Origin of the sequence: Dokdonella koreensis DS-123, assembly GCF_001632775.1 — a bacterium.
In the GTDB taxonomy this organism is placed as follows: Bacteria; Pseudomonadota; Gammaproteobacteria; order Xanthomonadales; family Rhodanobacteraceae; genus Dokdonella; species Dokdonella koreensis.
Genome location: NZ_CP015249.1, coordinates 3,317,549 through 3,330,625 on the forward strand (window position 1 = coordinate 3,317,549; position 13,077 = coordinate 3,330,625).

At 65.6% G+C, this 13,077-nt stretch carries 11 protein-coding genes; 4 read left to right on the forward strand and 7 right to left on the reverse strand.

Going from position 1 to position 13,077, the window contains the following annotated elements; all coding sequences use genetic code 11:
- Nucleotides 1-150: 150 nt before the first annotated feature.
- From I596_RS18520 to I596_RS13585, 6 genes are all read right to left on the reverse strand, one after another.
- The gene (locus I596_RS18520) at nucleotides 151-1,350 is read right to left on the reverse strand and encodes an ATP-binding protein (RefSeq protein WP_223303976.1); all 1,200 of its coding nucleotides are present in this window, start codon (nucleotides 1,348-1,350) and stop codon (nucleotides 151-153) included.
- Between the two features lie 8 nt (nucleotides 1,351-1,358).
- On the reverse strand, nucleotides 1,359-1,775 hold the full coding sequence (locus tag I596_RS19020) for a hypothetical protein (RefSeq protein ID WP_223303833.1): 417 nt from the start codon (nucleotides 1,773-1,775) through the stop codon (nucleotides 1,359-1,361).
- Nucleotides 1,775-2,566, reverse strand: coding sequence for a hypothetical protein (locus tag I596_RS18525; RefSeq protein WP_150132161.1), 792 nt, complete (start codon nucleotides 2,564-2,566; stop codon nucleotides 1,775-1,777). The genes I596_RS19020 and I596_RS18525 overlap by 1 nt, the downstream gene beginning before the upstream one ends.
- A gap of 8 nt (nucleotides 2,567-2,574) precedes the next feature.
- The gene (locus I596_RS13575) at nucleotides 2,575-3,357 is read right to left on the reverse strand and encodes a TSCPD domain-containing protein (RefSeq protein WP_067648987.1); all 783 of its coding nucleotides are present in this window, start codon (nucleotides 3,355-3,357) and stop codon (nucleotides 2,575-2,577) included.
- A gap of 127 nt (nucleotides 3,358-3,484) precedes the next feature.
- Entirely contained in the window at nucleotides 3,485-4,147 is a 663-nt protein-coding gene (locus I596_RS18790) for a hypothetical protein (protein ID WP_190278914.1), read from the reverse strand.
- A 46-nt stretch (nucleotides 4,148-4,193) separates the two neighbouring features.
- Complete coding sequence (locus I596_RS13585) at nucleotides 4,194-6,338, reverse strand: adenosylcobalamin-dependent ribonucleoside-diphosphate reductase (protein ID WP_067648990.1); 2,145 nt, start codon at nucleotides 6,336-6,338, stop codon at nucleotides 4,194-4,196.
- Between the two features lie 541 nt (nucleotides 6,339-6,879).
- On the opposite strand from I596_RS13585, the gene I596_RS13590 reads away from it, so the two are divergent.
- From I596_RS13590 to I596_RS13605, 4 genes are all read left to right on the forward strand, one after another.
- A complete protein-coding gene (locus I596_RS13590) occupies nucleotides 6,880-8,286 on the forward strand; it encodes a DegQ family serine endoprotease (RefSeq protein WP_067648993.1) in 1,407 nt (468 codons plus the stop codon).
- A gap of 131 nt (nucleotides 8,287-8,417) precedes the next feature.
- Nucleotides 8,418-9,659 carry a substrate-binding domain-containing protein gene (locus I596_RS13595; RefSeq protein WP_067648996.1) on the forward strand — a complete coding sequence of 414 codons (1,242 nt, stop codon included), beginning with the start codon at nucleotides 8,418-8,420 and terminating at the stop codon, nucleotides 9,657-9,659.
- A gap of 22 nt (nucleotides 9,660-9,681) precedes the next feature.
- Entirely contained in the window at nucleotides 9,682-10,386 is a 705-nt protein-coding gene (locus I596_RS13600) for an HAD family hydrolase (protein WP_425478809.1), read from the forward strand.
- 30 nt (nucleotides 10,387-10,416) lie between these two features.
- A complete protein-coding gene (locus tag I596_RS13605) occupies nucleotides 10,417-11,799 on the forward strand; it encodes a leucyl aminopeptidase family protein (RefSeq protein WP_067649003.1) in 1,383 nt (460 codons plus the stop codon).
- Nucleotides 11,800-11,841: 42 nt separating this feature from the next.
- On the opposite strand, the gene I596_RS13610 is transcribed toward I596_RS13605, so the two are convergent.
- Nucleotides 11,842-12,993: a hypothetical protein gene (locus I596_RS13610; RefSeq protein ID WP_067649006.1), complete on the reverse strand. Its 1,152-nt coding sequence runs from the start codon at nucleotides 12,991-12,993 to the stop codon at nucleotides 11,842-11,844.
- Nucleotides 12,994-13,077: the final 84 nt, after the last annotated feature.

The following is a 13,077-nucleotide window of genomic DNA, read 5'->3' on the forward strand; positions in this document are numbered from 1 at the left end:
GGTGGCCCGCCAAAAGCTACGGGCACAAAAAACCCACCGGATTTTCGGAGGTGGGAGCCGCTTCACGAGGAGTTTCGACACTCCTAGTTTTTAATTTACCCCTGACATCACAGCCTGTCAAGCAAAAGCAGGTTTAAATGGTGCGAGAAATCAATGAACAAACAGGCCTTGCTGCTGATTATGTCGCTCCTTATCCAACTTCATGCTAACAAAAACTTTCATCAAGGGGCTAGAGAAACGAAACCTTATGTTGCGAGAGTCGCCTATCCTGGAAAGGATGGAACCCCGCTCTGGCTCACATAATTTTCGGACGTTATACACCAAATCATTAGCCTTAACTTGCTGCCCAGTCAACCTCCTATACGGAACTATTAAATCTTTTATAGCGAATGTTGAATAATCGTCGTGTGCCGCTATTGCGCAAGCCGCAATTACGTCCTCAAACTTAGACTTCTTCTTTTTAACGTCAATAGTAGCCAATTGATAACTGTGAAGAATACTTTGACTCACATCATTCAAAGCCCCATCGAGAGCGCTCCTATAATGATGGTCTCTGATTATAGAGTCGCCATTTAATATACAAACAGAAGAGGCATTCTTAGAAAGAAGATGAGTGAAGTGAGGGAACCCTGAAGAAAAATATATTATCTTAGCTTTTACCGCAGGCTCCATACCTAAGCCAAGAATCGCGAGCCCCTTATCGATAATCTGCTCAAGCTCCTCTCTCGACATCCTTGGCAGTCGAATTTGCTTTAAACAACGCTCAATAGAAGGGTGCTGACCTATAAGACCAGAAACGTCATCAGCAATTCCGACTAAAGCAATAGTTACCAAAGGAGAATTGTCGGAAAGATTCTTAATGATGTCTGCAAATTTTGCCCTAACCGCTTCATCTGCCACACTATCAAATTCATCGAATATAAAAAGAAGATGCCCATTTACACTTTCAAATATACTTTGTATATCCAAAGAATCGAATCCGCCATCGCTCGGAAGGAACATGTCAAGCTGCACAATTTCTTCCGACACTTGCGCCGTAAACCCAGTTCCTCGGACGCTTTTAGTAAACCTTACTCTCGATAGAGCCTTTCTCCACAAATCTTGGAAGCTTTCTCCCCTACTACACGTGACCTTTGCCACCACTACATTTTCAATTTTTGTGGCTACAATATTTGCGAAGGAAGTTTTTCCAACACCACGCTCTCCATGGACCACAAAATGCTGCCCTCTTTCGCTTATAGCATCGACCGCCTTAATTAACTGATCAAATCTACCCAAGAAAAATTCTTCGGAAGTTATGGGCGCCGACGGAGAAAAGGCAAGATTAAGCTTATCGTAATCAACATCCATATCCACCCCTACAGATCATCCAACTCTTTGGTAAGCCCAACTGCCTTCTCTATTATTTCTGCATTAGACACATTTAAACCATGCTTAACACAAGCCTGAACCTTATGCAAGGCCTTCTCAAATTCTTGTATCGCAGCGACTTTCACGGGGCTTCTATTTAGATCCACGCTTAACCTGTGCAAACGGCCGCTATTGCGCCCCACATGCGCCTCAACCTTTTCACTCACGCTCCTTCTAATTGTCGCCTCTTCATCTAAATATCTAACTTCGAGTATTACTTTTCTATCGCCCTCTTCTCGAACAGTCCTTAGGCAAGTGGGAACATCGTGGGGTGAAGGGGCGACGCGTACTGATGTACCTCTGACCTCCCTTCTAACGAAGAGATCTTTATTGGCATTAACAACGGGTATCCAAGACGTGGTCATCACATACCCTCCAAGAGTTTAGATAGCACCCCCGCCACGGTTTTGTAATGCTCGCGAATCTTCTCTGAATCTAATGTAGTATTTCTACTATCAACTACAATAGCACCCCAATTTTTTCCTTTAACTCGAACTGGAATACCGCATATAGAGCGAGCTAAGGGTGGCTTCTCATCTTTGATACGAGACGCGATCCTCTTCACTGGCAAGAAGGTCCGTGCAGCATAATCCTCTATCACAGCCCTCTCTGAAGACACGGAGAGAAGTGGCAGATTTTCTTGGAAAAGCATCTCCTCCATCGTCCAGGCAACTCCAGCTATCCCTTCAGCGCGATCACCATCATCCGGAGCCAAAAAGATAGCGGCGGAATTTCTATTTGTATGACAGGACCTTGCAACGGGTATCATCCAGCCACTTCCCGGCCAAGAACGCCACACCCAGCAGTAGCGTCTTCTTTTAAATAGAGTAACCCTATGGTAGTGAGTAGGATCAGTTGACCTCGGAAAAATTCTGTCGCGAAGCTCCACAAGGGCAGACTCGACAACCTTCCATGTCGCTCGAGATTCGAGTTTCCGCCGCCACCATTCAAAGAATGGCACTGCCAACAACAGCAATGGAATGAGCCAATAGGCTTGAGCTTCTATAGGTGCGGCAATTTTGCCGAGGCTTTCACTGGATGCTTGACGAGGTGTCTTTGTCAACGTGACTAATGCCACAGACACGCCAGCAAAAAGCCGATGCATAAATCGAACAAACGGCATGCAACGTTGGCTCTTCTCGGCTTCCATGCGCATTTTTTAAGCTATCCGCACTTGCTGTAACCACAATTCAAACACGTCGCACACCCATCCATCACGATAGTCGCGTTCGTATTGCACTTGTGGCAGAGGGTGGCGCCGGGCGGGAACGCGCCGGCATCGGCTTCGCCGCCCGTGGCGGCGGCGGAGGATTCGCTCTTGGGGCTGGAAGCGGGCGCGGTGGGCGCGGCTTCTACGCTAGGCTTTTTTTTTGACCGCGATTCGTACTCGGCGCGCTTCTCGGCGATCAGCGCGCGCTGGCCGGCGTCGAGTTCGGGGTCGTGCAGCAGGCCGATCATCTTCATGTGCTGCTCGATGACGGCGCCCAGCTCGGCGACGATGCTGGGCATGTAGACGCCGCCGGCCTTGAAGTAGCCGCCGCGCGGATCGAAGACGGCCTTCAACTCCTCCACCAGGAACGTCACGTCACCGCCCTTGCGGAACACAGCGGACATGATGCGCGTCAGCGCCACGATCCACTGGAAGTGGTCCATGTTCTTGGAGTTGATGAAGATCTCGAACGGGCGGCGCAGTTCGTGCGGGGTGCCCTGGTTCAGCACGATGTCGTTGATGGTCACGTACAGCGCGTGCTCGAACAGCGGGGACTTGATCTTGTAGGTGGCGCCGATGAGGGTTTCGGGGCGCTCCACCTTCTCGTGCATCTGGATCACTTCGGCGCCGGGCGCCTGGGTGTCCTCGACGACCGGGGCCGCGGGGGCGGCGGGCTTGGCGTCCTCAGGTTTAAGGACGGCATAGCCCTTGATCTTCTTGTCGATCTTCACGGTCATCGCGGGTGCTCCTGGATCGGTCGAACGGTGATGCCACCGCGCCGGCGCATTGCGGCGCCGGAGCGGCGATGCCGGCGGTCCGCTGCCGGCCGGCCGCGTGGGACGGCCGGCGCGGACCGGTGCCGGGTCAGCGCCGGCGGGCAGCCTTCTTGGCGGCCTTCTTCGCCGGGGTCTTGCGGGCCGGCGCCTTCTTCATCGGCGCCTTCTTGGCCGGGGCTTTCTTGGCGGGTGCCTTGCGGACGGCGGCCTTCTTGACGGCGGTCTTGCGCACGGCCTTCTTGGCGGCGGCCTTCTTCACCGGTGCCTTCTTGGCGCCCTTCTTGGCCGGCGCCTTCTTCACGGCGGCTTTCTTGACGGCCTTCTTGGCAGCGGCCTTCTTCGCCACCGTCTTCTTCACGGCCTTCTTGGGTGCAGCCTTCTTGGCGGCCTTCGTCGGTGCGGCTTTCTTCACGGCTTTCTTCACTGCCTTCTTGGCGGCCTTGGCGGCCTTCTTCACGGTGGTCTCGGCCTTGACGACCGCCTTCTTGGCGGCCTTCTTCTCGGTGGTGGCGGCCTTCTTGGTCTTGGCCACCACGGCCTTGACCTTGCGCGCGGCCTGCTTGCGGGCCTTCACCACGGCCTTGGCGGCCTTCTTGGCGACACTCTTGGCGGCGTCCTTCACGTCGGTCGCCGCGGTGGCCACGGAACTGGCCAGCGCACTGGCGCCATCGACGACGGCACCGCCGGCTTCGGCGAGGCCTTCCTTGAAATTCTCGAGCGGACTGCCTGACTCATTGGCTTCGCTGTGCATCTGACTACCCCTCCGACCTGGTTTGTGGTTGACGAAAATACGTCGTTCAGAACTTGCCGTAATAGCCTTCTTTCAGGGCATCGAACAGGTTGGCGGCGGTGTGCCGCTCGCCGTCGTATTCGATCTCCTCGTTGCCCTTCACCTCCACCACGGAACCGTCTTCCAGCTCGAAACGGTAGGTGGTGTTCTCCAGATCATGCTCCTTTACCAGCACGCCTTGGAAGGCCGCCGGATTGAACCTGAAGGTCGTGCAGCCCTTCAAGCCCTGCCGGTGGGCGTACCGGTAGATGTCCTTGAAGTCCTCGTAGGGGTAGTCCGTGGGCACGTTGGCGGTCTTGGAGATGGAGGAATCGACCCATTTCTGGGCCGCGGCCTGGATGTCCACGTGCTCGGTCGGGCTGATGTCGTCGGCGGCGACGAAGTAGTCCGGCAGCTTCTCTTCCGGCTTGTCGGAGAACGGCATCGCCTGGCCGTTGATCAGCTCCCGGTAGGCCAGCAGCTCGTAGCTGTAGACGGCCACCTTCTCCTTGGTCTTGCGGCCCTCGCGGATCACGTTGCGGCTGTAGTGGTGGGCGAAGCTGGGCTCGATGCCGTTGGAGGCGTTGTTGGCCAGCGACAGCGAGATCGTGCCGGTGGGGGCGATGGAGGAATGGTGGGTGAAGCGGGCGCCGACCTCGGCCAGCTCCGCCACCAGGGCGGGGGCCACCTCAGCCACGCGCTGCATATAGCGGCTGTAGCGGGCGTGCAGCTGGGCGCCGGTGATGGTGTCGCCCAGCGTCCAGCCGTCGGCGGCCATCTCCGGGCGCTTGCGCAGCATCTCGGCGGTGACGCTGAAGGTCCGCGCCAGCACCGGGGCGGGGCCCTTCTCCTTGGCCAGGTCCAGCGCAACCTCCCAGCCGGCCACGGCCATCTCGCGGGAGACGTCCTCGGTGAAGGCGCAGGCTTCCTTGGAGCCGTAGCGATGCTTGAGCATGGTCAGGGTGGAGCCCAGCCCCAGGAAGCCCATGCCGTGGCGGCGCTTGCCGAGGATCTCGTCGCGCTGCTGCTGCAGCGGCAGGCCGTTGATCTCGACCACGTTGTCGAGCATGCGCGTGAAGATGCGCACCACCTCGCGGTACTCGTCCCAGTCGAACCGCGCCTTGGGCCCGAAAGGATCGCGCACGAAGGTGGTGAGGTTGATCGAGCCGAGCAGGCAGGAGCCGTACGGCGGAAGCGGCTGTTCGCCGCACGGGTTGGTCGCGCGGATGTGCTCGCACCACCAGTTGTTGTTCATCTCGTTGACGCGATCGATCAGGATGAAGCCCGGCTCGGCGAAGTCGTAGGTGGACACCATGATCATGTCCCACAGGTGCCGCGCGCGGATGTGGCCGTAGACCTTGCAGGCGACCAGGCCGTCGTCGCGCACCACGTAGTTCTTGTGCGTGGGCCATTCGCGCCAGGTGACGGCGGCCGGGTCGGCCAGGTCGACCTCGCCCTGCTCCTTGACGTGCACCGGGAACACCAGCGGCCAGTCGGCGTCGGCTTCCACCGCCTGCATGAAGTCGTCGGTGATCAGCAGCGACAGGTTGAACTGGCGCAAGCGCCCGTCCTCGCGCTTGGCGCGGATGAATTCCTTGACGTCCGGATGGGCGATGTCGAACGTGCCCATCTGCGCGCCGCGGCGGCCGCCGGCGGAGGACACGGTGAAGCACATCTTGTCGTAGATATCCATGAACGACAGCGGCCCGGAGGTGTACGCGCCGGCACCGGAGACGTACGCGCCGCGCGGGCGCAGCGTGGAGAACTCGTAGCCAATGCCGCAGCCGGCCTTCAGCGTCAGGCCGGCCTCGTGCACCTTGTCCAGGATGTTGTCCATCGAGTCCTCGATGGTGCCCGACACGGTGCAGTTGATCGTGGAGGTCTTGGGCTTGTGCTCCAGCGCGCCGGCGTTGGAGGTGATGCGCCCGGCGGGGATCGCGCCGCGGCGCAGCGCCCACAGGAAGCGCTCGTACCAGTGGGCGCGCTTGGATTCGTCCTCCACCTCGGCCAGGGCGCGGGCGACGCGCTGCCAGGTGTGGTCGATCGTCTCGTCCACCGGCTCGCCCTGCTTGGATTTCAACCGGTACTTCTTGTCCCAGATGTCCCAGGAGGCCGGCTGCAGCGGGATCTCGACCGCGCCGCGCGCGACCTGTTCCAGACGTACCGTATTCATCGTTTTTTCCGTCTCCCGATTGCGGGCCTCTGGGGGCCGTTTCTCGTTCTTCATGACGCGCATCCGCAGCGAGGTCGGACCGGATGTCGCGGTCGCCGCCAAGCCGGCCGGCTTGCGCAGGAACGACGACGACGCCGGTGGCGGGGCGATCCGGGCCCGGTCCGGGGGCTGTCGGCACGCCCGGTCCGTTCACCCAAACCCTGGTATTCGCCTCGCGCTCAACCACAACATCTTGTGCCCGATAGCAGCTTCAACCCTACGCCCGCGTTTGCGTGATGTAAAGCAATTTTCAGTAACGACCGGCACGGGCAACGCGCGGCGTGGACGTTCATGAAACCCCGGCAAAACCGCGGTGGCGCACGCCGGCCACAGCCCGCGACGCGCGGCCGGAACGATACGGCGGCTGAACCGGCCGGGCGCTGCCGGCGGCCGGCCGGAACCCTGCGGCGGCGCCACGGTCCCATCCGCCCGCTGCGCCCTGCGTCGCCGTGGATGGCGACGTGGCGGATACTGCGCGCAGTCCCTCGTACCTGGAGGCCCGATGCATCCGAAGAAACTCCCCGTCCTTGCCGTGTCGCTGGCGATCGCACTGGCCGGCTTCGCCGCCGGCACCGCCTGGCGCGGCACCGCGCCCTCGCTCGGCGACCACCTGATCGCGCCGGCCGGCGCGGCTCTGCCGGCGGCGGTCGACGGCCAGGCGGTGCCGTCGCTGGCGCCGATGCTCGAGCGCGTGACGCCGGCGGTGGTCAACATCAACACCAAGACGCGCGTGCGCGTGCGGCGCGATCCGTTCTTCGAGCATTTCTTCGGCCTGCCCAACATGCCGCGCGAGCGCGTGCAGCAGTCGCTGGGCTCGGGCGTGATCGTGGATGCCGCCAAGGGCTACGTGCTGACCAACAACCACGTGGTGGAAGGCGCGGACGACGTGTCGGTCACGCTGGCCGACGGCCGCACGCTGACCGGCACCCTGATCGGCACCGACCCGGACACCGACATCGCGGTGCTGCAGATCCCGGCCGAGCGCCTGGCGGCGCTGCCGCTGGCCGACAGCACGGCCCTGCGCGTGGGCGATTTCGTCGTCGCGGTGGGCAATCCGTTCGGCCTCGGCCAGACCGTCACCTCCGGCATCGTCTCGGCGCTCGGGCGCACCGGCCTCGGCGGCCGCGGCTACCAGAACTTCATCCAGACCGATGCCTCGATCAACCCGGGCAACTCCGGCGGCCCGCTGGTGGACCTGCGCGGCAACCTGATCGGCATCAACTCGATGATCTTCTCGCCATCGGGCGGCAACGTCGGCATCGGCTTCGCGATCCCGGCGGACCTGGTGGCGCAGGTGATGGGCCAACTGGTGCAGTTCGGCACGGTCAAGCGCGGCGCGCTCGGCGTGGAGGCACAGGACATCACGCCGGAGCTGGCGCGCCTGCTGAACCTGGGCGAGGCGCGCGGTGCGGTGGTGGCGCGCGTGCGCGCCGGCTCGCCGGCCAGCCGCGCCGGCCTGGCCGCCGGCGACACCATCCTCTCGCTGGACGGCAAGTCGGTGCGCAGCGCACAGGAACTGCACAACCTGGAAGGCCTCACGCCGACCGGTGCCAGGGTGGCGCTGGGCGTGCTGCGCGACGGCAAGCCGCTGACGCTGACCACCACGCTGGAAGCGCCGACGGTGCGCAGCGTGAAGGGCGAGAGCCTGGACCCGCGCCTGGCTGGCGCGCAGATCGCCGACCAGGCCGACAGCCAGCGCCAGGCGCTGGGCGGCGTGGCGGTGACACGCGTGGCCGAGGGCAGCCGCGCCTACGCCAGCGGCTTGCGCAGCGGCGACCTGATCGCCGCGGTCAACCAGCGCGACATCGGCGGCGTGGACGACCTGGAGCAGGTCCTGCAGCGCCGTTCGCGCCAGCTGCTGCTGACGGTGGTGCGCGGGCAGAACGCGTTCTTCCTGCTGGTGGAGTAGCGGCCACGCGACCGCGCGCAGCGGCCGTAAAGCCGCCCAGCGCGCGGTCGCCGCCGTTCAGGGCGGCGATGCGGGCGATGCGGTGGCGCGCGTGGTAAGGTGCGCGCGTTTTTAATGGACTCTTTACGTCGATGCCAGCACGCCACGTCCTGATCGCCGCCCTGCTGTTCCTCGCCGGCGGCGCCTACGCCGCCGATCCCGCGCCGACGGCGCCCAAGCCGGCACCCGCTGCCAAGCCCGCCACGGCCACGCCGGCCAAGCCCGCCGCAGCGGCACCGGCCGCGGCCAAGCCCGCTGCCGCCAAACCGGCGGCCGCCAAGCCGGCGACAAAGCCGGGCGCGAAGAAGGCCGGCCCGCCGCCGAAGGCCACGCTGATCTGGCGCGGCGACCATGCCACCGGTCGCGGCCTGGTCGCCGACATCGCCGCGCTCTACGAGAAGGAACACAAGGTCCGCATCACGCTGCAGCCGTTCAGCACGATCTCGGGCCTGGACGCGGTGGCCGCCGGCAGCGCGGACCTGGCCGGCAGCGCGCGCCTCAAGCACGACGGACGCGAGGAGGAGAAGAACCTCAACTTCATCCCGCAGGCGTTCGACGCGATCGTCCCGATCACGCACCCGAGCAACCCGGTCAACAACCTGACGCTGCGCCAGCTGCGCCAGATTTATCTGGGCCGCGTCCAGAACTGGAAGGAGGTCGGCGGCAAGGACGCGCCGATCAACGTCTATTCGGTGGCCGCGCCGATGGACGGCGTGGAATACAGCCTGCGCTACCTGCTGTACCGCAAGGGCGAGCAGCGCATCTACGCGCCGCGCCAGTACCTCAACGTGACGGTGCTGGAGGAAGGCGTCACGCTCGACCCCAACGGCCTGGGCCTGACCTCGCTGTCGGGCGTGTACGCGCGCAAGGACCTCAAGATGCTGTCGGTGTCGGGTATCCCGGCCTCGACCGACTCGATCGCCAACGGCACCTACCCGCTCTACATGACGCTGTACCTGGTCACCCGCTACGAGGACCCCAAGCGCGAGCTGGTCGATCCGTTCGTCGCGTTCCTGGCCACGCCCGAGGCCAAGGCGGCGATGCGCCGCCACCAGCTGCTGCCGTACGCCGACGCGGCCGGCCTGGCCGCACGCGAGCCCGAGCGCCTGGCGGCGATCGACGACGAGCTCAAGCGCGACGCCGCGCTGGAAGCGGCGGCGCCGGCCGCGGTCGCCACGAGCGCGCCGGTCTCGACCACGCCGACCGGCGCACCGCAGGCGACGCTGGCCTCGAAGGTGGCCACGGCGCCGGGCGCCGAGTCCACGCAGGAGGCGCGCGTGCGTGCCGAGGAAGCCGCCGCCAAGAAGGCCAAGGAGAAAACCGGCGGCAAGTGACGCGGACGGCGGCGAGACAGGCATCCGCGACGTGGACATCCGCGCGATCACGCTGGACCTGGACGACACGCTGTGGCCGATCGCGCCGGTCATGGCGCGCGTGGAGCAGCGGGTGGATGCCTGGCTGCACGCACACTGCCCCGCCGTGGCCGCCGCCTGGCCGATCGAGGCGATGCGCCAGCTGCGCGAAGAGGTCACGCGCGAGCATCCGCAGTACGCGCACGACTACACCATCCAGCGCAAGCTGACCCTGCGGCGCGCGTTTGCGCCGTTCGGCCTCGGCGAGGACTGGGTGGAGGCGGCCTATGCGATCTATCAGGACGAGCGCAACCGCGTGGACTGCTACGCCGATACCGAGTCCGCGCTGGCGCGGCTGGCGCGGCAGCTGCCGCTGGCGTCGCTGTCCAACGGCAACGCCGACCTGGCGCGCATCGGCCTGCACCGGCATTTCCGCTTCAGCGTGACCGCGCGCGAGGTCGGTGTCGCCAAGCCCGACCCGGCGATCTTCCTGCACGCCTGTGAGCGGCTGGGCCTGTCGCCGAACCAGGTGCTGCACGTGGGCGACGATCCGGCGCTGGACGTGGCCGGCGCGCGTGCCGTCGGCATGCACGCGGCCTGGATCAACCGCGACCGCCTCGCCTGGCACGATGCCGATGCACCGGACCTCGATTTCCCCGACCTGGACGCGCTCGCCGGCTGGATCGAAGCGCAGCGGCCCGCGTCCTGACCCGACCCGTTTCCTGACGAGACACTTCCGATGACTGCCTGGATTGCTCCCGCTGCGGCGCCCCAGCCGATCCCGCTGATCGCCGTGGATGGCGCGGCGCTGCCCGCCCTGCTCGACCGCCTCGGTGCCGAGGTGCGGCGCTGGTGCGAGGGCAACGCCTTCGCCGCGCAGCCGGGCCAGTTCCTCGGCCTGCCGGGGACCGACGGCGCCGTCACGGCCGTGCTGGCCGGCTGCCGGCCGACCGACGGCCTGTACGCGCTGGCCTCGCTGCCGCCGCGGCTGCCGGCCGGCGACTACGCGCTGGACCCGCGCGGCATCGACCTGGACGGCGACGCGGTGGCGCTCGGCTGGGCACTGGGTGCCTACCGCTTCACACGCTACCGCAGCGCGCCGCGCGCGCCGGCGCGGCTGGTGGTCGATGCGGCCACGCAGGCGCGCGTCGCGCCGTTCGTCGCCGCGGCGACCCAGGTGCGCGACCTGATCAACACGCCGACCGAGCACATGGGCCCCGCCGACCTGGCCGCGGCGGTGCGCGACCTCGCCGGCCGCCACGGCGGCCGCTACCAGGAATGGGTCGGCGAGGACCTGCTGGCCAACAACTTCCCGACCATCCACGCCGTCGGCCGTGCCGCCGCGCCGGGCCGCGAGCCGCGCCTGGCGATGCTCACGCACGGGCCGGCCGATGCGCCGCACCTGGTGCTGGTCGGCAAGGGCGTGTGCTTCGACACCGGCGGCCTGGACCTCAAGCCCGCCGACGGCATGCGCTGGATGAAGAAGGACATGGGCGGCGCCGCGCACGCGATCGCGCTGGCCGGCCTGGTGCTCGACCAGCGCCTGCCGGTGCGCCTGACGCTGCTGGTGCCGGCGGTGGAGAACGCGGTGTCCGGCAATGCGTTCCGGCCGGGCGAGGTCATCACGACGCGCGCGGGCCTCAGCGTCGAGATCGACAACACCGACGCCGAGGGGCGCCTGGTGCTATGCGACGCGCTGGCCCTGGCGGCCGAGCAAAAACCCGACCTGGTACTGGACTTCGCCACGCTGACCGGCGCGGCACGCATCGCGCTGGGCCCGGACCTGCCGGTGCTGTTCGCCAACCGCGAGGACATCGCCGCCGGCCTGCTCGAGGCGGCGCAGGCGACGCAGGATCCGCTGTGGCGCCTGCCGCTGTGGCGGCCGTACCTGACGATGCTCGACTCGCACATCGCGGACCTGGCCAATGCCGGTCCCTCGCGCCATGCCGGCGCGATCACCGCGGCGCTGTACCTGGAGCGCTTCGTGCCCGAAACACTGCCGTGGTGCCACCTGGACGTGTATTCGTGGAACGACGGCGACAAGCCCGGCCGCCCGCGTGGCGGCGAGGCACAGGGCCTGCGCGCGTACTTCGCGTTCCTGCGCCGGCGCTACGCCGGCTGAGCGGCCGCGACGGCGGCATGCACTGCCGCCGCCCCGCCTCGATCAGGGCTCGAAGCCGTCGGCGAAGATCGCCTCGCCGTCCAGGTGCACGACCGCACGACGGCGCTGGAAGTCGCCGTCCATGCCGTTCAGCAGCAGCTTGGCGCCGTCGCGCGTCATCGCGTTGACGACGAGGTCACCGAAGCCGCTGCCGTAGTCGATGCCGCGGTCGGCGAGGAAATCCACGACGTCCTCGATACCGCCGTCGGCCTGCCAGACGAAGCCGCGGTTGGACGGCCCGAACAACGGGTCGATCGTGTAGTACGAGCCGACGATGAGTGTGCCGTCCTGGTTGGTGTCGAAGGCGTAGTACTTGGCATCGGGCAGCGCACCGGCGACGGTGCCGAGGTAGGTGACGCCGGTCGCCGCGGTCCAGCGCCAGGCCTGCGGCGAGCCGCTGGCGCCGTCGATGCCGGCGCCGACGATCACCGAACAGTCGCTGTTGCAGGCGATCGCCTGGCCGACGCGGCTGCCGCCGGCGTCGAGGATCAACTGCGCGGTGGTGCCGTCCCAGCGCGTGCCGTAGCGGGCGCCGCCGGTCGCCTCGAAGACGAAGCCGGCGGCGTGCAGCGCGCCGGGGGAAACCGCCCAGGCCTGGCCGCCGGCATGCCCGGCCGGCAGGTCCAGCGGCACCTGGCCGCCGGCCTCGGTCCAGGTCCACGGCTGCAGTGCCACGAAGCCGCCGGGCGGCGGCGGCTCGGCCGGGTAGGCGGCGCCGGCCAGCGCGCTGCCGTCGTCGGCGAGGCCGAACGGCGTGGCGTCGCCCAGCACCAGGCCGCCGATGCGCTGCCATGCGGTGCCGCTCCAGATCGCCGGGGCGGCCTCCGGCACGTCCGAGCCCTGGGTCCAGAAATAATGCGAAGCGACGATCGTCGCGCCGTCGGCCGAGATCAGCGGGATCACGTTCTCCAGCGTGAAGGTGTCGCCGCCGAGGTTCTCCGGCGCCTGCCCCGGCCGCCAGCGCAGCACCTGTCCCACCGGCCACAGCGTGCCGACCACGGTGCCGTCGGCGGCGATGTTGGAGACGCCGGCGGTGCCGCCCTCCGGCGGTAGCGGCAGTTCCTCGATGCGGGCCGCCGCGGCCAGGAGCGGCAGGCAGGCCAGGCCGAGGCCGATCAGGACACGGCGGGCGAGAACGAAACGGCACGGCTTCATCAGCGCAGGCTCCTAGGCCAGGACGGGACGCCGGCCGGACGTGCCGGCGCGGCGTCCCGACAGTCTTGCGCTGCCGTCGCCGCG